Source organism: Thiomicrospira microaerophila (genome assembly GCF_023278225.1).
Taxonomy (GTDB): domain Bacteria; phylum Pseudomonadota; class Gammaproteobacteria; order Thiomicrospirales; family Thiomicrospiraceae; genus Thiomicrospira; species Thiomicrospira microaerophila_A.
In genome coordinates, this window is the sequence record NZ_CP070959.1 from 1,133,792 (window position 1) to 1,154,907 (window position 21,116).

The window sequence follows — 21,116 nt, forward strand, 5'->3', positions numbered from 1 at the left end:
AGCTCAAAACATGCCATGCGAAGTCGGTCTTAATTTGGCCGATTTTTGCGTTGCTAAGGAACAAGTGTGATGGATTTTACCGATTCAAGCAATAAAACTTCTCCGCTTTCAGCGATCGCGTATTCACTTGAATCTTTCACCTTCAAATCCAACAATCGCCCTTCAAACGCTGGCCTGTCATCATTAAACACAATGCTAACCGAGCGTTTATGCATAATCGCCAACTCTAAATTATCATATAATGCGCAACTGATCTGTGTCATTCTATTCTCCTACCTAAACGTCAAACGCACTGCACAAGGTTGGCTATCATGATAAAACAATCCAGCAAACAAATACACGAACAAGACGAAAATAGCGACATCGCAAACAGCTCTGAATTTGTTGTTATTCAAGAAGCCGCCTTGCAAATCGAATATGCGCACGACCCCTCGTTTGCGATTCACAACATCCTCAGTATTTGCTCACGTTTAATGGGATTAAACCGTGGTCGCGTATTACTAAAAGAAGACGATTCCGATTACCTCTACACGGCTTATGGCTACGGCCTGATGCTAGAAGAAATCCAACGCAGTCGTTTCGCACCGTGTGAAGGCATAACCGGAAAAGTCATGCACAGCGGGCAACCCGCGGTGATTCCCGATATTGATGTCGAAAGCGATTATTTATTTCGCACCGTAGACCGCCAAACACTGCCACAGGAGCCTGTGTCGTTTTTAGCGCTCCCCATTTTGCGCAAAAATAAACGCATCGGTGTACTTACCTTTAACCGCCTAAAAAATCGCCAGCGTTCGTTTGACCGCGATTTAAAATTTTTAAAAATTATCGCCACCTTTATCAGCGAAATTCTAGCGGTACATCAACTGATCGAAAACCAAACCCGCAGCTTAAAACAAGAAAACGAACAATTGCGTTACGTCGCCCTTGGGCAAGGCAGTCAATATGGCATTATTGGTGAAAGCGGCAGTTTAATTCAGGCGCTAGACAAAGCAGTACGGGCTGCAGCTGCGCCTGTAACGGTAATGCTAAAAGGTGAATCCGGAACAGGTAAGGAAAAATTCTCGCGCATGGTACACCGTGCCAGCAATCGCAAAGATGGCCCCTTTATTGCCATCAACTGCGCCGCAATTCCGAAAGACCTGCTTGAAGCAGAATTGTTTGGTTATGAAAAAGGCAGTTTTACCGGTGCGAATCAACAAAAGAAAGGCAAGTTTGAACTCGCGCAAAAAGGCACATTATTCCTCGATGAAATCGCGGATTTAGATCTCGCCCTACAAGCCAAATTACTTCGCGTATTAGAAGAAAAAACCATTACTCGCATTGGAGGCGTAAAAGACATTCAACTCGACGTGCGTATTATCGTCGCCTCACACAAAGACCTGCATTATGCGGTCAACGAAGGTCTGTTTCGTCTCGACTTGTTTTATCGCTTAAACGTATTCCCAATTGAACTGCCGCCCCTGCGCGAACGTTATGGCGATATCCGCATTTTGGCGCGCCACTTTCTCGACCAAGCCAATCAAGATTACGCCACCAATGTCGTATTTGCGCGCGATGCGCTGGAGTTTTTCGAACAATACGACTGGCCGGGCAATATTCGCCAACTCGAAAACGTCATCAAACGCTGTGTATTAATGGCCGATGAAGATCGCACCATCAGCGCCAACACGGTTAAACAAATTCTCGAAGACGAACGCGCCATTACCCACAATGCCGCGCCAACTGTTGTGCCTGCATTCAATCGACCGGACAGTAGCGCAACGATCACACCGATGTCAGCGCCGCCTTCTCCATATGAAACATCCGCCTCAACAGAACACCGAGCAGAATCCTGGCCGGAACCCGATGACAAACGCAACTACTGGAAAGTCAGCAAAGACGAAAAAGACAATATCCGCGCCGCGCTAAAATACTGTCGAGGCAATAAAACCCGCGCCGCCAAAATGCTCAATATGACACCCCGCCAACTCAACTACCGAATTGAAAAACTGGGGTTATAAAACCGTCACCGCTAGGCCTGGTGGTTGGGTTACTATAAATCAAAATAACATATGCTTGACATATGCCAACCGAATTCACTAATATCTTCAACAAGATAGTGAATGCGAGAAGGTCACTATGAGAACCGTTTCAATATTTAAAAATGCCAACAATCAGGCGATAAGACTTCCCAAAGACATGGAATATCAAGGCATTAGTCAACTTGAAATCATCAAAAATGGCGATGAAATCATATTACGCCCTATACGCCCAAACTGGCTGTCGTTTTCTGACGTTGAAAAAGCGGATGATGACTTTATGTTACAACGCCAAGATGTGGTCGCTGATGAAGGACGTTTTAATTTTGACTAAAAAAATCGACTATATGCTAGATACCTGTATCTGCTCATTCATTATGAGAGAACAGCCGCTTTGTGTTCTTGAAAAGCTGCAGACTGTAGTGGCAAATGGACATCGAATCGTGATTTCTGCCATCACCTATCAAGCAATGCATTATGGTTTGCTTGGAAAAAAAGCCTCACCCAAACATGCCCTACTCGTTGCAGAATTTTTGAAACGTATTGACGACATACTCGCTTGGGATAAAGAAGCGGTTGACACCACCGTGTTAATCCAAAAAACGCTTATAGCTGAAGGTCTGATGATTGGAAACAACGATACTGCTATTACAGGCCATGCCATCTCGTCGGGTTGTATTCTAGTCACCAATAATGTTCAAGAATTTGCCAGAGTGGATGGCTTAACGTTTGAAGATTGGGTTCATTAACTATAACAAACACCGTCACCACCAGGCCTGGTGGTGACGTTAACCACTCAGCGAAACCTCATAAACCTAAACAAAACACGCAATCGCAACAACAATTTCCAGCGAGACAAACAGCCTTTTTCTATTGAAAAAGATTACGCACTTATCTAGCCACACTAATTTCTTTGATGTACTATTCCTCAACGTGTTTTTCGAAATAGGCCGCTAAACCAAGGCCATATCGACAAGCCAGTCAAAACCGCAAATTTTCAATCAACAAGATATTGTCGCAACAAATAAGGATTATTGAACGATGCATGAGTTTGGAGTATTAACTACTTTCCTGTCGGGAATAGGTTTTGGCGGCGTCTTAGTCTTTCTTATTAAACATTTTTTGGAACAAAAATCTAAATTAAAAGAAATCTGGCTTTTAGATTATAAAGCAGCATGTGATGGGTTACTTGATGCTTACCGTGAAGTTGCACTCACTAACTCAACCGAAGCACTTAATAAATACGCCTATTGGGAATTGAAACTCCAACTTTATGCTTCAGATGTCGTTCTATCCAAGTTGGAAGAAATGAAGAGTAGCCCTCCCTCAACAAGTCAAAGAGATTTGGCACAAAAATCATTGCTTAAAGAAATGCGAAAAGATTTGGGGCTTACATAACAAAGTACTCAGACCGATTACACTAATAGGCAGCTGCAAAACCCACTATTTAAACCTTAACCTTGGCAGCATGGATTTATGCCTAAACGCCATGCACGGCAGAAAAATTATCTTTTTTGATAATTTAACGTCACACAGAATTATCATTTTTGATAAAATAACAATCCATTCATGCAAGGGGTATACGTTGAAAAGCAGTGAACTCAGGAAGTGGTTAATCGAGCAAGGCGCTCGGTTTGAAAAGGCAAAAGGCTCCCACTTCAAAGTTTACCTAGGTGACAAAATGACGATTTTCCCCTTCCATGGCGCAAAAGAAATGGCGACCGGAACGGTAAATAAGATTTTAAAAGATCTAGGACTGAAATAAACACCTCTGCACTGAATCACATGGGTGTTAACTATCCAACAAAATGGCAAAAATGGAGATCGGAAAATGCAATATGCAATGAACCTTGAAAAAGAAGGCGATATTTTAATCGTCACCTTTCCCGATATACCGGAAGCATTAACCGAGGTACATAAAGGCGCTGATTTGCAGGCGATGGCATTAGATGCGCTTGAATCTGCATTGGATTTTTATCCCGAAACCAAACGCCCGATTCCACTACCCTCAAAAACTAACGCCGCCAATGGCTTGCTGATTCCAACCGCTTTAGCGGCCAAAATTCACCTCTACAATGCGTGGTTGGCATCCGGCCAATCTAAAACCGAATTAGCGACCAAGGTAGGCGTTGCGCCGTCTAACTTGAACCGATTATTTGATTTCAAATATCGCTCAAAAATCGAAGCCATTGAAGCCGCCTTGCATGCTTTGGGCAAACACTTTGAACTACAAGTAGCTTAATACATTAGACAGCATTTCCCTTTCCTACCCCGCCAAGCCTTGATATTTATGTGCGGCTTGGGTGACGAGTTCGCCGGATAATACAAAACCTTTGAGTTCGTTGTTTACCAAATAACTCACTTCCAGTCCTTGACCTTGATGGACTTGAAGTTGTGTCCAGCCGCCCTGCTGGGCATATTTTTTTAGCGGTGGACAGGTAATAATCGCCAGCGACGGGGTTTTGGTTTTAATCAGCGCGGGTTTGAGTTCGAAACGCGCGTCTTTGCCGGTTAAATGTTCGGCGATCACACCGGCTTGGCGGCGAATCGGTTCTAAATACGCCTGCACTTCGTCTTCAAACTCAACACAATCACCCAGCGCGAAAATATCCGCATCGGAGGTTTGCAGGATTTGATTGACCACGATGCCCTGTTTCACCACCAGGCCTGCTTTTTTGGCTAAATCAATACTCGGTTTTAATCCAATCGCCGCGACCACTAAATCGGTTTGTAAGGTTGTGCCATCATCGAATACCAGTTGATAACCTTGATCAGCATGATTCACCTGCTCTACTTCGACTTCGTACTGAATTTTTATTTTGTTTTTCGCTAATAAGTTGCTGAGTCTATCCGCCACCAGGCCTGGTAGGATATTGCGCATTAAATGACCGCCACGTACCAGTAAGGTCACTTCAAAATTTTGGCTGGCGAGGTCTTCCGCTAATTCGACCGCAATCAAACCGCCGCCGATTAAGGTGATATGGCGTTTGCCTTCCAGCGATCCGCGAAACTTTTTATAGGCCGCTAAGTCATTAATCGTCATCACTTCACTGGCCGCCGAACCGTCGATATGCGGTTTAATCGGACTCGCGCCCATCGCTAAAATCAATTTGTCGTATTCAATCGTGCCGGTGGTGGTCATCAGACGTTTACGCGCCGGGGTGATGCTCATGACTTTGGTGCGGATTTTCACGCCAATGTCTAATTCCTTGGCTTTTTGCGGTGCGCTGTATTCAATTAAATCGTCCGCCGAACGCCCTTGTGACAAGGCCATCGACAAGGCGGGTTTGGGGTAAACCGAGCCATCGCAAGCGGTAATCAGGCTGATTTTGGCTTGCGGGTTTTGTTGGCGGATTTTTTCTGCCACTGTCCAGCCCGCATACCCTGCGCCGACAATCACGATAGTGTCTTTTCCGCCGACTTTAGATTTAAGCGGCGTGACATCGGCGGCGACTTTGGGCTTGTCTTCAATCAGCACAAAGTCGGCTTTGGATACCAAACACAAAGGACAATACCAATCGTCGGGAATGTCTTCGAAACGCGTGCCGGGGGCGAGTCCGCTATCCGGGTCGCCGTCGGCTTCGTCGTAGATCAAACCGCAGGTTTTGCAAATATACTTTCTGTAGGGCTGTGACATACGACCTCCTAAGCCGCTTCGAGTCGCGCAATTTCTTTGCGAAGGTGCTTAATTGACGGCGTGACGATAATCACAAAATAGGCTTCGCGTTGTTTGCGTTGCGCGGGGGCGTCCAAAATATAGCCTTTCGCACCGCAATGTTGCATCACCGCATCGGCACTGCGTTTGCAGAATTCAGCACCCAATAAGCGCGCTTCCAACACTTGCTTGATATAGTCCGTGCCTTTTTCAAATGGGTTTTCAGCTAGAGATTTAATAAATTCAATGGCGTCATTGAGTTCATCCTCCAATTCATCCGGACGATCATCCAAATAAGCATTGATTTCTGCCAGGGTCAAATCGGCTTTGCGCATTTCATCAATCGAGCCTTGAATCACGCCAACCGCCATACCGGTTTGCAACAAAATAAATCCTGCTTTAATCTTTGATAAATAAGGGGCTATCGGGTCAGCTAGCAGGTACTTTTTTGGCAAAAAGGCATTATCAAACAACAATGAATAGGTTCCCGAGCCTTCCATACCTTCAAACGACACCATTTGTTTCATGGTCAGGCCGTCTAAATCACATGGGATCAGTGCCATCACGTCTTTTTTCGCTTCACCATCATGCACAGTAAAAATTGAACCGAAAAAATGTTTGTCACTTTTTTCCGCCAGATTAGACACCCAAGGCAAAGTGCCATTAATAATGTAGCCGTTTTCGGTCTCTTCTGCGGAGAGTTTTAAATCTTCAATGCCGGCAAAATATTTCATAGGATTGGATAAGGCGGTAGCACCAAAAACTTCACCATCGACCATCTTAGGTAAGATTTCTTGCTTTAACCAAGCATTGTCGGAGTTTTCGATATACCAAGCGCAAACATCCTGTGCCCACATCATAAAGCCGGTGGTCATACATTCACGCGACACGGTTGCCATATCTTGAATCGCACCAAACACGTCTGTGGTGCCATTGTTTTGTGAGGCAATATGATGGCGGAAGGCTCCCGCTTTACCCAACTTCTCCAATACCTCGGTGGTATAAAGACCGTGGTCAATATCAATCACCCTTGGTTTTAACTCTTGTTTTACTATTTGCTGAATCATGACGTAATCCTTTTTTTAGCCGCATTTATGCGGCTGTTAACGCTATGTTTAACTGACCAGATGCGGCTTAACCGGAACCTTGTTAATGTAAGTATTAGCCACTGGCGACCACTTGGTAGCATGTTGAACTAAATCTTCCAATTCTTCTTTCGAGCAATCCGCTTCGATCGTAAAAAAGGCTCTTACTTCACGTACACCCAGTAGTTTGTTGGGATCAATATCGCCTGTACCCCATACAGCGGTAATGTTGATATCCCCTTCAAGTTCGATTTCTAACTTATGCAGCGGTATGCCTCTGGCTGTTGCATTGGCTTGAATACCGACGGATAAACAAGAGCCTAAAGAGAGCAAAGCCATTTCAGATGGATTGGGTGCGGTATCTTCACCTAGCAGGCCTGGTGGTTCATCAACGATTATCGGATCTAAACCACGAATATAATTTAAATTTTTAAACTGACCCTCTAACACGGTCTTAGACTTTAAGGTTTTGATCGTTTCTGGATTTGCCTTACCTTGTTCAGACAGGTTTTTTAAACCCGTGCTGTCAATCGGTCTTAAGCAAGATGGAATATATACCTCGGTCATAAAAGTTCTCCTGATTGGAAATGTAAAAAATTAACTAAACTCAAGGTGCTTTTAACCAACTTTGTGCCATGTTAGAAATTAGTTGTTAACTTTTAATAGCTTAGCTTTATTTTTTATCCAATTTCTTTAAAAAAACGCAACAAAAAATAACAAAATATTACAAATCATCATCTTTGTAATATTTTGTTAAAAAATGCCTTATCTATCCTTAATAGATAGAGCAATAACTACTTTGTTAACAATAACTTAAACTTGAATAAAGCAACTGGTATTGCATTTGCTCTATTACAAATGCAATCACTTGCTACCGTTTTTATAAAAGAAGGAATTGATGATGACAAAACTAGAAATGACTGAAGCGATTATGCTCGCTAAGGCAACGCTTGGAAAAACTTGGCAGCAAATTGCCGCTGCTGCTGAATTAAGTGAGGTATTTACAACTTCAGCTTGTTTAGGGATGAACAGCATGAAGGCTGAAAATGCCGATAAACTTTGCGCTTTCTTAGCCTTATCTCCGAGCGTGTCGAGTACGCTGCAAGCCTGTCCTCATAAATCTTGGGATAAGGCTGTACCCACTGACCCTTTGATTTATAGACTTTATGAAATTGTTGGCGTATATGGCCCGACGATGAAGGCTTTAATTCACGAGAAATTTGGTGATGGCATCATGAGTGCCATTGACTTTAGCATGCACATAGACAAAGAAGAAAATCCACTTGGTGATCGCGTTGTCATCAAAATGAATGGTAAATTCCTACCTTATAAGTCCTGGTAGATTACCCTACCTCGAATCTTTTACCCTTAGTTGAAATGTTAGGGTTAAATTTAGGCGCGCGTGATGGCTCCGTCATGCGCGGATTCAACCTCAGCACATTGAGAAGTTGGGTTAAAATCACAGCGCATTTTATTCGCTAAACATTGGTATAATCCTCGGTTTAATTAAACGCTTGGGTGTTTCAATGCTATCTCGACTTCAATATTTTCCAATAGGTTTATTTGGTGCAGTCATGGGCTGGGCCGGTGTTGCCTTATCCTATTATGCTGCCTATGAACTGATGATGCTTCCCGTTTTGGTTGCACAGATTATGCTAGGGATCACTGCCCTACTTTTCATGCTGCTTTTAACGACCTACACAATTAAAATATTCAAAGAATTCAATGCCGTAAAGCATGAATTTAATCACCCTATTAGCTTAAATTTCTTTCCAACCATTAGCATTAGTTTTTTGCTGATCGGACTGCTTCTCAGCGAAAGCCACCCTGTTTTGGGCGAAGTTTTATGGTTTATCGGCGCCATTATGCAACTTATCTTTACGCTGGTGATTATCAATCGCTGGATTCATCATGATACCTGGGAAATCGTGCATGCCACCCCGGCTTGGTTTATTCCAGTGGTGGGTAATATCGTGGTTCCATTGGGCGCTGTTGCCTATGGCTATAACGAATTAGGATGGTTTTTCTTTAGCATTGGCATTACTTTTTGGTTAATTCTTAAAGCGATCGTAATGTACCGCTTGATTTTCCACCCATTTTTACAACCGATGTTGATTCCAACCTTATTTATTTTAATCGCACCTCCGGCCATGGGTTTTTTAGCTTATGTTGCACTTAACAATTATCAGATTGATAATTTCGCCCATATTCTTTACTACGCTGGGCTATTTATTACGCTCATGTTATTTGTTCAAGGCAAGCGCTTTATTAATATCCCTTTTGCTATTTCTTGGTGGGCCTACACCTTCCCGATTGCCGCGATAACCAATGCCAGTTTTATGATGTATGAACTCACCGCGAATAAATCTTTTGGCTATATTGCCTCTTTTTTTATTGCTTTGCTGACCGCGTTAATGGTGCATTTAACCCTACGCACACTGATTGCTGTCTTCAACAAAGAAATTTGCGTTCCGCCAAAACACTAACCGAACCAAGAGAGAACCATGCAAAAACACACAATTCATTACTGCCTAATTCCTGCTGATCCCTATGGACACCTTTATGATGTTTGTGTTGAGATTCAACAACCGAATCCAGAAGGACAAATTATAAGCCTACCTAACTGGATTCCGGGTAGCTATATGATTCGTGATTTTTCTAAGCATCTTATAGGCCTACACGCACAAACCGCTGACGGCGATAAACTCGCGATTCAATCACTCAACAAATCACAATGGCAAGTTGCCCCGACCAACCAACCGATTCAACTGCGCTATCAAGTCTATGCGTGGGATTTATCAGTTCGCGGCGCACATTTTGATCAAACCCACGGCTTTTTTAATGGTACCAGTTGTTTTGTAATGGTTGAAGGACAGCGAGATCAAGCGGTTTCTCTAGAGATCCAATCAACCGATTTCACACGTAACCAGGCCTGGTTGTTAGCAACAAGCCTAAAACCCCTGAATATAGACTCAAGTGGTTTTGGTTTATATCAAGCCCAAGACTATGATGAACTGATTGACCATCCGGTTGAAATGGGCCCTTTTACTCAGGCTGAATTCCAAGCATCCGGTATCAAACATCGCGTTGTGCTAACGGGAAAACATAACTGTGACCTAGACCGCTTGTGTGCTGACCTCACCAAAATCTGCACCAGTCAACTTGAATTCTTTGGCCAACCCACGCCGTTTGATGCCTACTTGTTTATGGTGATGGTGGTCGGCGAAGGTTATGGTGGACTTGAGCATCGCGCCTCCACCGCACTGGTCTGCTCACGAGATGTACTACCCTACCCCGGCATGGAAAAAGCAAATGACAGCTACCTAGATTTTTTAGAGCTCTGTTCGCACGAGTATTTTCATTCGTGGAATGTCAAGCGCATCATGCCAGCGCAATTTCAAACCCCAGACTTAAGCCAACCGGCCTATACCGAACAACTTTGGTGGTTTGAGGGCGCAACGTCGGTGTATGACCTGCAGTTTTTACTACGCGCCGGCATTATCGATCATAAAAAATACCTCAACACCCTCGCCCAGCAAATGACCCGCGTCTATCGAATGCCCGGTCGTTTTAAACAAAGCGTCAGCGAATCCAGCTTTCATAGTTGGACAAAATTTTATCAACAAGACGAAAATGCGCCGAATGCAATTATAAGCTACTACACCAAAGGGGCTTTAATTGCGCTTGGGCTCGATTTTGAGATACGTCGCGCCAGCAAAAATGCGCGATGTTTGGATGATCTATTGATAGACCTTTGGCAGCAGAATGGTTTACCTATGCTAGGTTTGAGTGAAGGCGAAATAGAAGCCCGCGCATCGCGCATCGCCGACACAGATTTGACTCCATTTTTTGAGCGTTATTTACGCGGCACTGATGACTTACCCTTTGAGGAGTGGTTTTCAGAATGGGGAATTCAGTTCACTCAGCGTGCAGCCATATCGACTAATGACACGGGGGGAGTAACCACTCAAAACCGTGCCTTTTTAAGCCTCGGCGCAAACCTAATTCCAACCGAACATCAAAGCGTCAAACTGACGCATGTTTGGCATCAACGTCCTGCTTACCACGCTGGATTGAGTGCAAACGACGAAATCATTGCCATCAATGGGCTTAAAATCCCCAGTATCAACGCCCTCGACAAGCTGCTAGAGCGAGCTCAAGTGGGGGATCAATGGCTATGTCACGCCTTTAGAAGGGATGAACTGATAGAATTTAATCTTGTTATAGATGAGCCACCGCTCGATCGTATTCAGCTTGAACTAACACAGGACGCTCAGTGGCCTAATAAATAAAGCCTACTTAACTTAATAAGATTAAACCTATCAAGCCTGTTAGTTCTCAACAATTAACGGGTTTTCAGAACATTTAAACCACTATTTGTCTGCATTATTTTTGCACAAGATAGTTTTAAACTGGGTTTTAAAGTATAATTCTATAATCATTTTTTTGGATGGCTTTTATGGCAAGTATTTTGGTTTTAAATGGACCTAACTTGAATATGCTCGGGCGGCGCGAACCCTTAATCTATGGTCGCCAAACGCTGGCAGATATCGTTGACGAACTTGAAACCATTGCCGATGATTTTGCAGTCCGTTTGTGGCACTTTCAAAGCAACGCCGAACACGAAATCATTAAACGTATACATCAAGCGATGGATGACGGTACCGAATTTATTATCATCAACCCTGCAGCCTTTACTCACACCAGTGTCGCTATTCGTGATGCTCTAGCTGCAGTTAATATCCCTTTTATCGAAGTTCACCTGTCCAATGTGCATAAACGTGAAGCCTTTCGTCATCACTCCTATTTTTCAGATTTAGCCGTTGGCGTTATCACCGGATTAGGATCAGATGGCTATCGTTTTGCTTTGGAAGCTGCAATAAAACACCTTGAATAATTATCTGCTAGAATTTGCAGACCCACACAATAATAAAGGATTTAACCATGGATATTCGCTCAATTCGTAAATTGATTGAAATTGTAGAAGAGTCAAATATTGCTGAAATCGAAATCAAAGAAGGTGAACATACCGTCAGAATTACTCGCAATAAAGAACCGATTGTCATGCAAGCGCCTGCAATGCAACATAGTTATCAAGTCCAACCACAACAACCTTCCGCGCCCACCCCAACCTCTACACCAGAACCTTCCGCTCCTGCAGCCCCTGTTATTAGTGGTGAAGCGATCACTTCGCCTATGGTTGGAACCTTTTATGCTGCGCCTTCACCCGATGCACCGCCTTTTGCACAGGTAGGCCAAAAAATTAATGTTGGCGATACGCTTTGTATTATTGAAGCCATGAAAATAATGAATCCAATTGAAGCCGAAGTTTCTGGCACAATCAAGCAAATCCTGGTATCAAATGCCGATCCGGTCGAATATGGCCAAACCCTATTTATCATCGAATAATCAACAGGAATTTTTATGGAAAAACTATTGATTGCCAATCGTGGTGAAATCGGGTTGCGTATTCTAAGAGCCTGCAAAGCCTTAGGTATAAAAACCGTTGCAGTCCATTCAACTGCCGATGCGAACTTAAAACACGTACTAATGGCTGATGAAACCGTCTGTATTGGCCCTGCCCCTTCAAACCAGAGTTATTTAAATATTCCAGCGATTATTTCAGCCGCCGAACTGACGGATGCCGAAGCGATTCACCCTGGCTATGGTTTTCTTTCAGAAAACGCGGATTTTGCCGATCGCGTTGAAGAAAGCGGTTTTATTTTTATCGGCCCCAAAGGTGATACGATCCGCATGATGGGCGATAAGGTTTCTGCTATTCGTGCGATGAAAGCCGCCGGCGTACCGACTGTTCCGGGTTCGGGCGGCCCACTCGGTGATGATGCTGAAGCTAACCTAAAAGTCGCGCGTGAGATAGGTTATCCGGTCATTATCAAAGCCTCCGGTGGCGGTGGCGGTCGGGGCATGCGCGTCGTTCATACCGAAGGCAGCCTGCTTAAATCAATCCAACTGACCAAGCAAGAGGCCGGTGCAGCATTTAACAATCCTGAAGTCTATATGGAAAAGTTCCTTGAGAACCCACGTCATATCGAAGTTCAGGTTCTGGCTGACGGTCAAGGTAACGCCATTCACCTAGGTGAACGTGACTGTTCGATGCAACGACGTCATCAAAAGGTTGTAGAGGAAGCGCCAGCCCCTGGTATTACTCAAGAGCAACGTGATTATATTGGTGGCATTTGCGCTAAAGCTTGTATTGATATTAATTATCGCGGTGCCGGTACCTTCGAATTCCTGTATGAAAACGGCGAGTTTTATTTCATAGAAATGAATACTCGCTTACAGGTTGAGCACACGGTGACTGAACAGGTTACAGGCATCGACCTCGTAAAAGCGCAAATCGAAATTGCAATGGGCATGCCGCTTTCAATTAAACAAGAAGACGTGAGAATCAGCGGCCATGCCATCGAATGTCGCATTAATGCTGAAAACCCATCAAAGAACTTCATGCCCTCACCAGGAAAAATTACACGTTTACATTTCCCAGGTGGACCAGGCGTGCGCTTAGATACTCATATTTACACCGAATATACCGTACCCCCACATTATGATTCGATGATCGGTAAACTGATTTGTTATGGTACTGATCGTGATATTGCTATTTCCAGAATGCATATTGCGCTGCAAGAGTTTGCAATTCGTGGCATTGATACCAATATCGACCTCAATATCGAAATTATGTGTGATCAAGGTTTTTGTGCCGGTGGACAGAATATACATTACCTTGAACACCGTCTAGAGCACTTGATTTAATGGCTTGGATTCAACTTAATACCATTGTTGAAGAAGCCTTGGCAGAACCTCTGTCCGATGCGCTTATCGAGATTGGCGCGGTTTCAGTAACCTTTACTGAAACCGGTGATCAAGAGATATTTGAACCTGAAATTGGCACCACCCCGATTTGGGACCAAACACGTGTTTTAGGTTTATTCGATGCTGAAGTTAATCCTGCTGAAATTTTGCTTGCCTTAACTCAGTGGATACCTCAAATTCCGCCCAGTGCTTACCAATTCGAACAGATTGAAGATAAGGATTGGATTCGTGAATGGATGGATCAATTTAAACCTATGCAGTTTGGTCAAAATCTTTGGATTGTGCCTAGCTGGCTTGAAGCACCTAATCCCAACGGAATTAATCTGTTGCTCGATCCAGGCTTAGCCTTTGGCACCGGAACCCACCCTACTACTGCCATGTGTTTAAAATGGTTGGATCAACATCCTCCTAAAGATAAAAGCGTGATTGACTATGGGTGTGGTAGCGGTATTTTGGCGATTGCGGCGGCCAAGCTGGGTGCTGATAAGGTCTCAGGCACCGACATTGATCCCCAAGCGATTACTGCAAGTAAAGATAATGCGCAACGCAATCGAGTGGCTATTGAATTTAACTTGGTTAAGGATTTTAGTGCAACCGCCGCTGATCTATTGATAGCTAATATTTTGGCCGGCCCCCTAAAAGAACTAGCGAGCGAATTTGAACGTTTAGTTAAACCTGGCGGTCAACTCGTATTATCCGGCCTTTTGGCCAGTCAAGCGCCAGATTTAATCAAGCATTATCAACACTATGGTTTTAATTTAAATCAACTGGATACGCATGAAGACTGGGCCTGTTTATCCGGTTACAAAGCTTAACCAGGCCTGGTATGGCAAAACTAAAAATTGGGCAGTATGAATTTGATAACAACCTGATTCTTGCCCCAATGGCCGGAATTACGGATTCAGTGTTTCGCCGCTTGTGTCGGCTTCAAGGCGCGAGCTACACGATTGGAGAAATGCTGAGTGCGCAAACCCAACTTTGGGATTCGAAAAAATCCCAAACTCGGTTTGCCAATCAATCTGATCCGGAACCCAGGTCTATTCAATTATTAGGCACTGAACCGGAACAACTGGCTAAAGCCGCTGAATTACAGGTCAACCAAGGCGCACAAATTATTGATTTAAACCTTGGCTGTCCGGCGAAAAAGGTTTGCAATATTGCCGCAGGTTCGGCTCTGATGGCCTATCCTGAGCGGGTTGAGGATATTTTTTATGCGCTCAGATCAGCCGTTAAGGTTCCGATTACGGTCAAGATTCGTACCGGGCTAAACCCAAGCCATCGCAATGCTTTAGAGATTGCAAAGCTCGCCGAACAAGCGGGCTTGAGTGCCATCAGCATTCATGGCCGTACGCGTGATGATAAATTTAACGGCCTGGCTGAATATGACACGATTAAACAAATAAAACAGGCGGTTTCGATTCCTGTGATTGCTAATGGCGACATTTCAACCCCCCAGCAAGCTGAATTTGTATTAAAATACACTCAAGCAGATGGCATTATGATTGGTCGAGCCGCTTTAGGTAACCCGTGGATTTTTAAACAGATTGCTTATTACCTTGAAACACAACAACAAATTGAATCTCCAACTGATACAGAAATAAAAAACAATCTGGTGGAGCATCTCGAAGGCTTATACTGCCTTTATGGTGAATTACAAGGGGTGCGCATTGCGCGCAAGCACATGGGTTGGTATTGCCAACACTTAAAAAATGGCGAACGACTTCGCAAAGAATTTAATCAACTTGATACCTCTGCAAGCCAACAAGCGCTTATAGAGCAATTTTTTGAAACCTTAATTCAGTTAGATAAATGACTTCAAAACCCTCACCTCATTCATTAAGCGATCATTTGATTCAAACACTGGATCATTACTTTACAACACTCGAAGAGCAAGATGCCTGTAATCTTCATGAAATGGTCGTTCAACAGGTTGAAAAACCCTTAATCGAATACGTGCTCGCTCGGGTTGATGGCAATCAAACCAAAACCGCGAATATGCTTGGGATTAACCGTAACACCCTGCGAAAAAAGATATTGCAGTACGATATTGTTATCGAAACGAATTGATCCCCTTTAATTTAATTCATTTTTAAACTAGTTAACTTACGTTTGGAGACCCCCTCTATGAAACCCGTCCGCCGTGCCCTTATAAGCGTGTCCGATAAAACCGGCATTATTGAATTTGCTCAAACTTTAAGCAAAATGAATGTTGAAATTCTATCCACCGGTGGCACCTATCAAGCACTAAAACAAGCAGGCCTGCTAGTAACCGAAGTGTCGGACTATACCGGTTTTCCTGAAATGATGGATGGTCGTGTTAAAACCTTACACCCCAAGGTTCATGGCGGCTTGCTAGGTCGTCGTGGACAAGATGACGCCGTTATGGCCGAACATGGTATTCAACCGATTGATATGGTTGTGGTCAATCTTTATCCGTTTGAAGCGACAGTAGCCAAGGCAGACTGCTCGTTAGAAGATGCGATTGAAAACATTGATATTGGCGGACCAACCATGTTGCGCTCTGCGGCTAAAAACCATAAAGATGTTGCCGTAGTAACTGATCCAAAGGACTATGCCCGTGTGTTAGAGGAAATGCAAGCGCATAATGGGCAGCTATCTCATGCCACGCGTTTTGATTTAGCGATTAAAACCTTTGAACAAACCGCTCGTTACGATGGCGCGATTGCCAACTATTTCGGCACTCTCTTCAGCGATGACCAAAACGATGCCTTTCCACGTACATTCAACACCCAGTTTGTTAAAAAACAGACCATGCGTTATGGCGAAAATCCGCATCAAAATGCAGCCTTTTATGTTGAACGCAATGCAAATGAAGCTTCGGTTTCTACTGCCACACAGTTACAAGGTAAAGAACTGTCTTTTAACAATATCGCAGACACTGATGCAGCGTTAGAACTGGTTAAGACCTTCGAAGATATCGCCTGTGTGATTGTAAAACATGCCAATCCTTGCGGTGTTGCACTGGGTTCAAATGTTTTTGAAGCCTATGATCGCGCTTACAAAACAGACCCTACTTCTGCTTTTGGTGGCATTATTGCCTTTAACCGCGAATTGGATGCCACCACCGCACAAGCGATTATTGATCGCCAGTTTGTTGAAGTGATTATTGCCCCTAGTGTTAGCGCTGAAGCCCAAGCCATTGTTGAAGCAAAAAAGAATGTTCGTTTATTGGCTTGTGGAAATTTAAGTGCGCAACAGGCTGCTTACGACTATAAACGTGTGACAGGTGGATTACTCGTTCAAGATCGTGATCTTGGCATGATTACGGAAGCCGATTTAAAAGTCGTTACTGAGCGTGCCCCTAGTGCTGAACAAATGCGTGATTTATTATTTGCTTGGAAGGTCGCAAAATATGTCAAGTCCAACGCGATTGTGTATGTAAAAGACGGCATGACGATTGGTGTGGGTGCCGGGCAAATGAGCCGTGTTTATAGTGCTAAAATTGCAGGCATTAAAGCGGCTGATGAAGGTTTGGAAGTTCCGGGTTCAGTTATGGCGTCTGATGCGTTCTTCCCTTTCCGAGACGGCATCGATGCCGCCGCTGCGGCTGGTATCACGGCAGTGATTCATCCGGGGGGTTCCATGCGCGATGAGGAAGTGATCGCTGCAGCCAACGAGCATGGGATTGCAATGGTATTCACCGGCATGCGCCATTTTAAGCATTAAAAGGACAAGCAATGAAAGTATTAATTATTGGTAGTGGTGGACGTGAGCATGCACTCGCTTGGAAAACCGCACAATCTCCAAATGTTACTCAAGTCTATGTTGCGCCAGGCAATGCCGGCACGGCGATTGAACCAAACCTAACAAACGTTAATATTCAGGTCACTGATATACCAGGCCTGGTTAAGTTTGCAAAAGAGAGTCAAATTGGCCTTACAATCGTCGGGCCAGAAGTTCCTCTAGTTCTAGGTGTAGTCGATGCATTTCAAGCAGCAGGCTTAAAGTGTTTTGGTCCAAGCAAAGGCGCAGCTCAATTAGAAGGCTCTAAAGCCTTTAGCAAAGACTTCCTCGCCAAGCATCAAATCCCAACGGCCGCCTACCAGGTTTTCACTGAAATTGATCCTGCGTTAAATTATATCCAACAACAGGGTACGCCAATTGTAATCAAGGCCGACGGTCTAGCTGCAGGTAAAGGGGTTATTCTTGCGCAAACGTCGGCTGAAGCCGAGGCGGCTGTGCGAGATATGTTAGCCGGCAACAAATTCGGTGAAGCCGGTGCCAGAGTGGTTATCGAAGAGTTTTTATACGGTGAAGAAGCCAGTTTTATTGTCATGGCTGATGGTGAGCACGTATTACCTATGGCAACCTCACAAGACCATAAAGCACGTGATGATGGCGACAAAGGCCCGAACACAGGTGGCATGGGTGCCTATACCCCTGCGCCTGTTGTCACTCAAGACATTCATAATCGTATTATGCAAGAAGTCATTTACCCAACAATAAAAGGGATGGCAGAAGACGGCTTACCCTATACCGGTTTTTTATACGCTGGTGTAATGATTGCTCCCGATGGTACGCCAAAAGTGCTTGAGTTTAATTGCCGTTTTGGTGATCCTGAAACTCAACCTATCATGATGCGTTTAAAATCAGATCTTGCAGATCTTTGCCTAGCCGCATTAGATAAAAAATTGGATAGCATCCATGCAGAATGGGATAATCGTGCTGCATTAGGTGTGGTGCTCGCTGCAGGGGGTTACCCTGATGACTATGCAAAGGGAGATGTGATTGAAGGACTTGAACAGGCCAACGCAGCCGATGTTAAAGTCTTTCATGCAGGAACGGCGCTTAACGAGAATAACCAAGTGGTTACCTCAGGCGGACGTGTCTTGTGTATCACGGCCTTGGGCGAGACTGTTAGTGCGGCTCAACAGCGTGCCTATCAAGCTTTAGAAAAAATAAAATGCAAAGGGAGTTTTTCTCGTTCAGATATAGGTTATCGTGCCGTTGCGCGTGAACAATAAAAACTTGTAACTAGAACCTACCCTTCTTAAACCGTCTAGGTTAGAATGCTTATAACCGTTTCTTTCCTAGACCTTCAGAGGATTTCAGCATGTACTTCGATACAGTCCATAATTTTTACGAGCGCCACGTGATCAATGAAATTACCGAAAACTACAAAACTTGTGGTTTGGATGACGAACAATTAGCGGATATGGCCTGTATTGCACTTAACCAAATCCCACCTCGCTATATTCGGCATGATATTGACATGAGCTTTTACATGTCACCGATTGAGCATGAAGAAATGGAAGTGAGGGTTAAGGTAGCGGTCAAAAAGGCCTTTAATCGAATTAAAGCATCTGACCATTAATACGCTATCTTGAAATAATACCTTTCCAAGCCGCTTGATCAATAAAAACATCTGTGGCTTGTTCAGCTTGGGGCAAGCTAATAGGCAAAGCGCTGCCAGATAACCAAGCCTGTATTGCTGAGTATTTACCTTCACCGGTAATCAACTTTAGTAAATTACGTGTGTTGTTCAAGATTTTATAGGACAAACTTATTCGCTCTGCGGGCGGTTTAGGTGAATCGGTTACACTAATAACCGACTCAGACGCATCCTGATTATTGTGCCCTGGGAATAGACTTGCAGTGTGACCATCCTCCCCCATGCCTAAAAGCACACAATCAAACTTTTCAACCTGGTCAACGACTTGCTGATAAGCTAGCCGTGACTGTTCCAATCCCATTTCCGTGGGCATTAAAAAAATTTGATCTTGCGGAATGCTTACCTTAGATAACCAGGCCTGCTGCAGTGAAGTGGAATTACGCTCTGGATCATTGAGAGGCAAAACCCGTTCATCGCCCATATAGATAAACCATTGATGCCAAGCTTGATCTGATTGCTCAGCAAGAATTTCATAACAACGATTAGGCGTGGTTCCACCGGCTGTAACCAAGTGAAATTCGCCCCGCTGCTCAATCGCTTGCTTGGCCTGCTTAATAATCAAGCTTACGGCTTGTTGTGCCAAGATTTCAGCATCATCAAATACCTGCCAACCTTGCGGTAATTTACTAGACATTATCACACTCCGGTTCCAAAGACGTACGCCAACTTTGGCCAGGTTGATCAAATAGTTTTACCGAATCCTTTGGCCCCCAACTTCCGGAAGGATAGGTATCAATATAACCGCGATCGGCTGACCAAACCTGTAATACCGGTTCAACCACCTTCCAGGCAGCCTTCACCTCGTCATAACGTAAAAACAAAGAGCGATCACCACGAATTACATCCAACAACAGGTCTTCATAGGCATCATTAGCTAATTCACCTTTCTGGCGCATCGAAGCATCCAAGCTAATCTGCCGAGTATTAATTTCCAGTCCAGGTTGCTTGGCGGTCATTTCAATTCGAATCGCCTCATTAGGTTGAATGCCAAAAACCAACCAATTAGGCTCCATTTTTTTCACCTGCGATTCACGGAAAAACTGCTTGGGTGGGTGCTTAAAACAAATAGAAATCAAGGTCTGATTTTTTGGCATGTTTTTGCCGGTCTGAACATAAAATGGAACCCCTGCCCAACGCCAATTTTCGATATAAAGTTTTAAAGCTGCATAGGTTTCAGTAACACTATCACTTGACACGCCCGGCTCCTCTAGATAGGCGACTGCAGGTTGGTGGTTAACCGTGCCTGCAGCATATTGCGCTCGATAAGCCTGGGCATTGACTGCGTTCTTATTGATCGGCCTAATAGACTTAAGCAACTTAACCTTCTCATCACGCAATGCCTCGGCATCCATCGACGCAGGCGGCTCCATCGCAATCAAAGCTAAGAGTTGCAATAAATGACTTTGAATCATGTCGCGTAAAGCACCACTGGTATCATAATAGCCAGCACGTGTACCAATCGGTTTAGCCTCTGCATGGGTAATCTGAACATGATCAATATAGTTACGATTCCACAAGGGCTCCATTAACAAATTCGCAAAACGGAAGACCATCAAATTTTGTACCATCCCTTTACCTAGGTAATGGTCTATCCTATACATCTGGCTTTCGTCCAAAAATTTATTTAGTTGCATCTGCAAACTTTTAGCACTCTCAATATCGTAACCAAAAGGTTTTTCCAACACCACACGCTTCCAGCCTTTTTGCTGATCGAGTAATTTAACACCCGCTAGGTTTTCAACCACGGTACTAAAGTCTTTGGGACTAATCGACAGATAAAAAGCCATATTTTGCGAAAAATTCTGTTGCTGGAAATAATTCGCCATCGCCTCAAAACTGGCGCAATCATCAATATCCACCTTAACATAGTCCATGCGCTGACTAAAACGCTCAAACACCTCGTTTTTCATCCCGCCTCGCGCTAAGGGTGCCACCGATTCACGCGCAACCTCAATCCAATCCTCTTTGGTCCAATCACGTCGGCCAACGGCGACAATACGCAAGCAATCAGCTAGACGGTTTACCTCTTCTAGGTGATAGAAAGCCGGCATTAACTTGGTTAAGGATAAATTGCCTGTCGCGCCGAAAATCACATAAGTGCAAGAATCAGCCAT

At 44.1% G+C, this 21,116-nt stretch carries 24 protein-coding genes; 18 read left to right on the top strand and 6 right to left on the bottom strand.

Going from position 1 to position 21,116, the window contains the following annotated elements:
* Nucleotides 1–53: 53 nt before the first annotated feature.
* The gene (locus JX580_RS05410; RefSeq protein WP_248851777.1) at nucleotides 54–263 is read right to left on the bottom strand and encodes a Rho-binding antiterminator; all 210 of its coding nucleotides are present in this window, start codon (nucleotides 261–263) and stop codon (nucleotides 54–56) included.
* Between the two features lie 48 nt (nucleotides 264–311).
* Here JX580_RS05410 and JX580_RS05415 point away from each other — a divergent pair, with 48 nt between their 5' ends.
* From JX580_RS05415 to JX580_RS05440, 6 genes are all read left to right on the top strand, one after another.
* On the top strand, nucleotides 312–2,000 hold the full coding sequence (locus JX580_RS05415) for a sigma-54 interaction domain-containing protein (protein WP_248851778.1): 1,689 nt from the start codon (nucleotides 312–314) through the stop codon (nucleotides 1,998–2,000).
* A gap of 118 nt (nucleotides 2,001–2,118) precedes the next feature.
* Complete coding sequence (vapB, locus tag JX580_RS05420; protein WP_248851779.1) at nucleotides 2,119–2,352, top strand: type II toxin-antitoxin system VapB family antitoxin; 234 nt, start codon at nucleotides 2,119–2,121, stop codon at nucleotides 2,350–2,352.
* A complete protein-coding gene (locus JX580_RS05425) occupies nucleotides 2,345–2,767 on the top strand; it encodes a type II toxin-antitoxin system VapC family toxin (protein WP_248851780.1) in 423 nt (140 codons plus the stop codon). The genes vapB and JX580_RS05425 overlap by 8 nt, the downstream gene beginning before the upstream one ends.
* A 292-nt stretch (nucleotides 2,768–3,059) precedes the next feature.
* Entirely contained in the window at nucleotides 3,060–3,416 is a 357-nt protein-coding gene (locus tag JX580_RS05430) for a hypothetical protein (protein ID WP_248851781.1), read from the top strand.
* Between the two features lie 187 nt (nucleotides 3,417–3,603).
* Nucleotides 3,604–3,783 (top strand): type II toxin-antitoxin system HicA family toxin, encoded by a 180-nt coding sequence (locus tag JX580_RS05435; RefSeq protein WP_248851782.1) that lies wholly within the window; start codon nucleotides 3,604–3,606, stop codon nucleotides 3,781–3,783.
* Nucleotides 3,784–3,849: 66 nt separating this feature from the next.
* On the top strand, nucleotides 3,850–4,260 hold the full coding sequence (locus JX580_RS05440) for a type II toxin-antitoxin system HicB family antitoxin (RefSeq protein WP_248851783.1): 411 nt from the start codon (nucleotides 3,850–3,852) through the stop codon (nucleotides 4,258–4,260).
* Nucleotides 4,261–4,284: 24 nt separating this feature from the next.
* Here JX580_RS05440 and JX580_RS05445 read toward each other — a convergent pair whose 3' ends face one another.
* Genes JX580_RS05445 through JX580_RS05460 form a run of 3 tightly spaced genes read right to left on the bottom strand, consistent with a single transcriptional unit; the run spans nucleotide 4,285 to nucleotide 7,325 of the window.
* Entirely contained in the window at nucleotides 4,285–5,655 is a 1,371-nt protein-coding gene (locus JX580_RS05445; RefSeq protein WP_432758398.1) for an FAD-dependent oxidoreductase, read from the bottom strand.
* Nucleotides 5,656–5,663: 8 nt separating this feature from the next.
* Nucleotides 5,664–6,740 (bottom strand): acyl-CoA dehydrogenase family protein, encoded by a 1,077-nt coding sequence (locus JX580_RS05455; RefSeq protein WP_248851784.1) that lies wholly within the window; start codon nucleotides 6,738–6,740, stop codon nucleotides 5,664–5,666.
* A 48-nt stretch (nucleotides 6,741–6,788) separates the two neighbouring features.
* Nucleotides 6,789–7,325, bottom strand: coding sequence for an OsmC family protein (locus JX580_RS05460; RefSeq protein ID WP_248851785.1), 537 nt, complete (start codon nucleotides 7,323–7,325; stop codon nucleotides 6,789–6,791).
* 331 nt (nucleotides 7,326–7,656) lie between these two features.
* Between JX580_RS05460 and cynS the strand changes: the two genes are divergently transcribed.
* The 12 genes from cynS (at nucleotide 7,657) to JX580_RS05520 (ending at nucleotide 18,924) form a co-directional block, all read left to right on the top strand.
* The gene (cynS, locus tag JX580_RS05465; protein WP_248851786.1) at nucleotides 7,657–8,100 is read left to right on the top strand and encodes a cyanase; all 444 of its coding nucleotides are present in this window, start codon (nucleotides 7,657–7,659) and stop codon (nucleotides 8,098–8,100) included.
* A 184-nt stretch (nucleotides 8,101–8,284) separates the two neighbouring features.
* A complete protein-coding gene (locus JX580_RS05470; protein ID WP_248851787.1) occupies nucleotides 8,285–9,244 on the top strand; it encodes an SLAC1 anion channel family protein in 960 nt (319 codons plus the stop codon).
* 18 nt (nucleotides 9,245–9,262) lie between these two features.
* Complete coding sequence (locus JX580_RS05475) at nucleotides 9,263–11,050, top strand: M61 family metallopeptidase (RefSeq protein ID WP_248851788.1); 1,788 nt, start codon at nucleotides 9,263–9,265, stop codon at nucleotides 11,048–11,050.
* Nucleotides 11,051–11,217: 167 nt separating this feature from the next.
* Complete coding sequence (aroQ, locus tag JX580_RS05480; RefSeq protein WP_248851789.1) at nucleotides 11,218–11,655, top strand: type II 3-dehydroquinate dehydratase; 438 nt, start codon at nucleotides 11,218–11,220, stop codon at nucleotides 11,653–11,655.
* Between the two features lie 47 nt (nucleotides 11,656–11,702).
* Complete coding sequence (accB, locus tag JX580_RS05485) at nucleotides 11,703–12,167, top strand: acetyl-CoA carboxylase biotin carboxyl carrier protein (protein WP_248851790.1); 465 nt, start codon at nucleotides 11,703–11,705, stop codon at nucleotides 12,165–12,167.
* 15 nt (nucleotides 12,168–12,182) lie between these two features.
* Nucleotides 12,183–13,529, top strand: a complete 1,347-nt coding sequence (gene accC / locus JX580_RS05490) for an acetyl-CoA carboxylase biotin carboxylase subunit (protein ID WP_248851791.1) — start codon at nucleotides 12,183–12,185, stop codon at nucleotides 13,527–13,529.
* On the top strand, nucleotides 13,529–14,404 hold the full coding sequence (prmA, locus tag JX580_RS05495; protein ID WP_248851792.1) for a 50S ribosomal protein L11 methyltransferase: 876 nt from the start codon (nucleotides 13,529–13,531) through the stop codon (nucleotides 14,402–14,404). The genes accC and prmA overlap by 1 nt, the downstream gene beginning before the upstream one ends.
* Before the next feature lie 11 nt (nucleotides 14,405–14,415).
* A complete protein-coding gene (gene dusB / locus JX580_RS05500; protein WP_248851793.1) occupies nucleotides 14,416–15,402 on the top strand; it encodes a tRNA dihydrouridine synthase DusB in 987 nt (328 codons plus the stop codon).
* Nucleotides 15,399–15,656 carry a helix-turn-helix domain-containing protein gene (locus tag JX580_RS05505; RefSeq protein ID WP_248851794.1) on the top strand — a complete coding sequence of 86 codons (258 nt, stop codon included), beginning with the start codon at nucleotides 15,399–15,401 and terminating at the stop codon, nucleotides 15,654–15,656. The genes dusB and JX580_RS05505 overlap by 4 nt, the downstream gene beginning before the upstream one ends.
* A 57-nt stretch (nucleotides 15,657–15,713) precedes the next feature.
* Nucleotides 15,714–17,276, top strand: coding sequence for a bifunctional phosphoribosylaminoimidazolecarboxamide formyltransferase/IMP cyclohydrolase (gene purH / locus JX580_RS05510; RefSeq protein ID WP_248851795.1), 1,563 nt, complete (start codon nucleotides 15,714–15,716; stop codon nucleotides 17,274–17,276).
* 11 nt (nucleotides 17,277–17,287) lie between these two features.
* Nucleotides 17,288–18,574: a phosphoribosylamine--glycine ligase gene (purD, locus tag JX580_RS05515; RefSeq protein ID WP_248851796.1), complete on the top strand. Its 1,287-nt coding sequence runs from the start codon at nucleotides 17,288–17,290 to the stop codon at nucleotides 18,572–18,574.
* Nucleotides 18,575–18,663: 89 nt separating this feature from the next.
* Complete coding sequence (locus tag JX580_RS05520; RefSeq protein ID WP_248851797.1) at nucleotides 18,664–18,924, top strand: late competence development ComFB family protein; 261 nt, start codon at nucleotides 18,664–18,666, stop codon at nucleotides 18,922–18,924.
* 4 nt (nucleotides 18,925–18,928) lie between these two features.
* Here JX580_RS05520 and pgl read toward each other — a convergent pair whose 3' ends face one another.
* Entirely contained in the window at nucleotides 18,929–19,636 is a 708-nt protein-coding gene (pgl, locus tag JX580_RS05525) for a 6-phosphogluconolactonase (RefSeq protein ID WP_248851798.1), read from the bottom strand.
* Complete coding sequence (gene zwf / locus JX580_RS05530) at nucleotides 19,629–21,116, bottom strand: glucose-6-phosphate dehydrogenase (RefSeq protein ID WP_248851799.1); 1,488 nt, start codon at nucleotides 21,114–21,116, stop codon at nucleotides 19,629–19,631. Before zwf ends, pgl begins: the two co-directional genes overlap by 8 nt.

Excerpts from the sequence above, each read along its gene's own strand:
- JX580_RS05410 (WP_248851777.1), bottom strand. The coding sequence starts at position 263 with ATGACACAGATCAGTTGCGCATTATATGATAATTTAGAGTTGGCGATT.
- JX580_RS05415 (WP_248851778.1), top strand. The coding sequence starts at position 312 with ATGATAAAACAATCCAGCAAACAAATACACGAACAAGACGAAAATAGC.
- vapB (WP_248851779.1), top strand. The coding sequence starts at position 2,119 with ATGAGAACCGTTTCAATATTTAAAAATGCCAACAATCAGGCGATAAGA.
- JX580_RS05430 (WP_248851781.1), top strand. The coding sequence starts at position 3,060 with ATGCATGAGTTTGGAGTATTAACTACTTTCCTGTCGGGAATAGGTTTT.
- JX580_RS05440 (WP_248851783.1), top strand. The coding sequence starts at position 3,850 with ATGCAATATGCAATGAACCTTGAAAAAGAAGGCGATATTTTAATCGTC.
- JX580_RS05445 (WP_432758398.1), bottom strand. The coding sequence starts at position 5,655 with ATGTCACAGCCCTACAGAAAGTATATTTGCAAAACCTGCGGTTTGATC.
- JX580_RS05455 (WP_248851784.1), bottom strand. The coding sequence starts at position 6,740 with ATGATTCAGCAAATAGTAAAACAAGAGTTAAAACCAAGGGTGATTGAT.
- JX580_RS05460 (WP_248851785.1), bottom strand. The coding sequence starts at position 7,325 with ATGACCGAGGTATATATTCCATCTTGCTTAAGACCGATTGACAGCACG.
- cynS (WP_248851786.1), top strand. The coding sequence starts at position 7,657 with ATGATGACAAAACTAGAAATGACTGAAGCGATTATGCTCGCTAAGGCA.
- JX580_RS05470 (WP_248851787.1), top strand. The coding sequence starts at position 8,285 with ATGCTATCTCGACTTCAATATTTTCCAATAGGTTTATTTGGTGCAGTC.
- JX580_RS05475 (WP_248851788.1), top strand. The coding sequence starts at position 9,263 with ATGCAAAAACACACAATTCATTACTGCCTAATTCCTGCTGATCCCTAT.
- aroQ (WP_248851789.1), top strand. The coding sequence starts at position 11,218 with ATGGCAAGTATTTTGGTTTTAAATGGACCTAACTTGAATATGCTCGGG.
- accB (WP_248851790.1), top strand. The coding sequence starts at position 11,703 with ATGGATATTCGCTCAATTCGTAAATTGATTGAAATTGTAGAAGAGTCA.
- accC (WP_248851791.1), top strand. The coding sequence starts at position 12,183 with ATGGAAAAACTATTGATTGCCAATCGTGGTGAAATCGGGTTGCGTATT.
- prmA (WP_248851792.1), top strand. The coding sequence starts at position 13,529 with ATGGCTTGGATTCAACTTAATACCATTGTTGAAGAAGCCTTGGCAGAA.
- dusB (WP_248851793.1), top strand. The coding sequence starts at position 14,416 with ATGGCAAAACTAAAAATTGGGCAGTATGAATTTGATAACAACCTGATT.
- JX580_RS05505 (WP_248851794.1), top strand. The coding sequence starts at position 15,399 with ATGACTTCAAAACCCTCACCTCATTCATTAAGCGATCATTTGATTCAA.
- purH (WP_248851795.1), top strand. The coding sequence starts at position 15,714 with ATGAAACCCGTCCGCCGTGCCCTTATAAGCGTGTCCGATAAAACCGGC.
- purD (WP_248851796.1), top strand. The coding sequence starts at position 17,288 with ATGAAAGTATTAATTATTGGTAGTGGTGGACGTGAGCATGCACTCGCT.
- JX580_RS05520 (WP_248851797.1), top strand. The coding sequence starts at position 18,664 with ATGTACTTCGATACAGTCCATAATTTTTACGAGCGCCACGTGATCAAT.
- pgl (WP_248851798.1), bottom strand. The coding sequence starts at position 19,636 with ATGTCTAGTAAATTACCGCAAGGTTGGCAGGTATTTGATGATGCTGAA.
- zwf (WP_248851799.1), bottom strand. The coding sequence starts at position 21,116 with ATGGCTGATTCTTGCACTTATGTGATTTTCGGCGCGACAGGCAATTTA.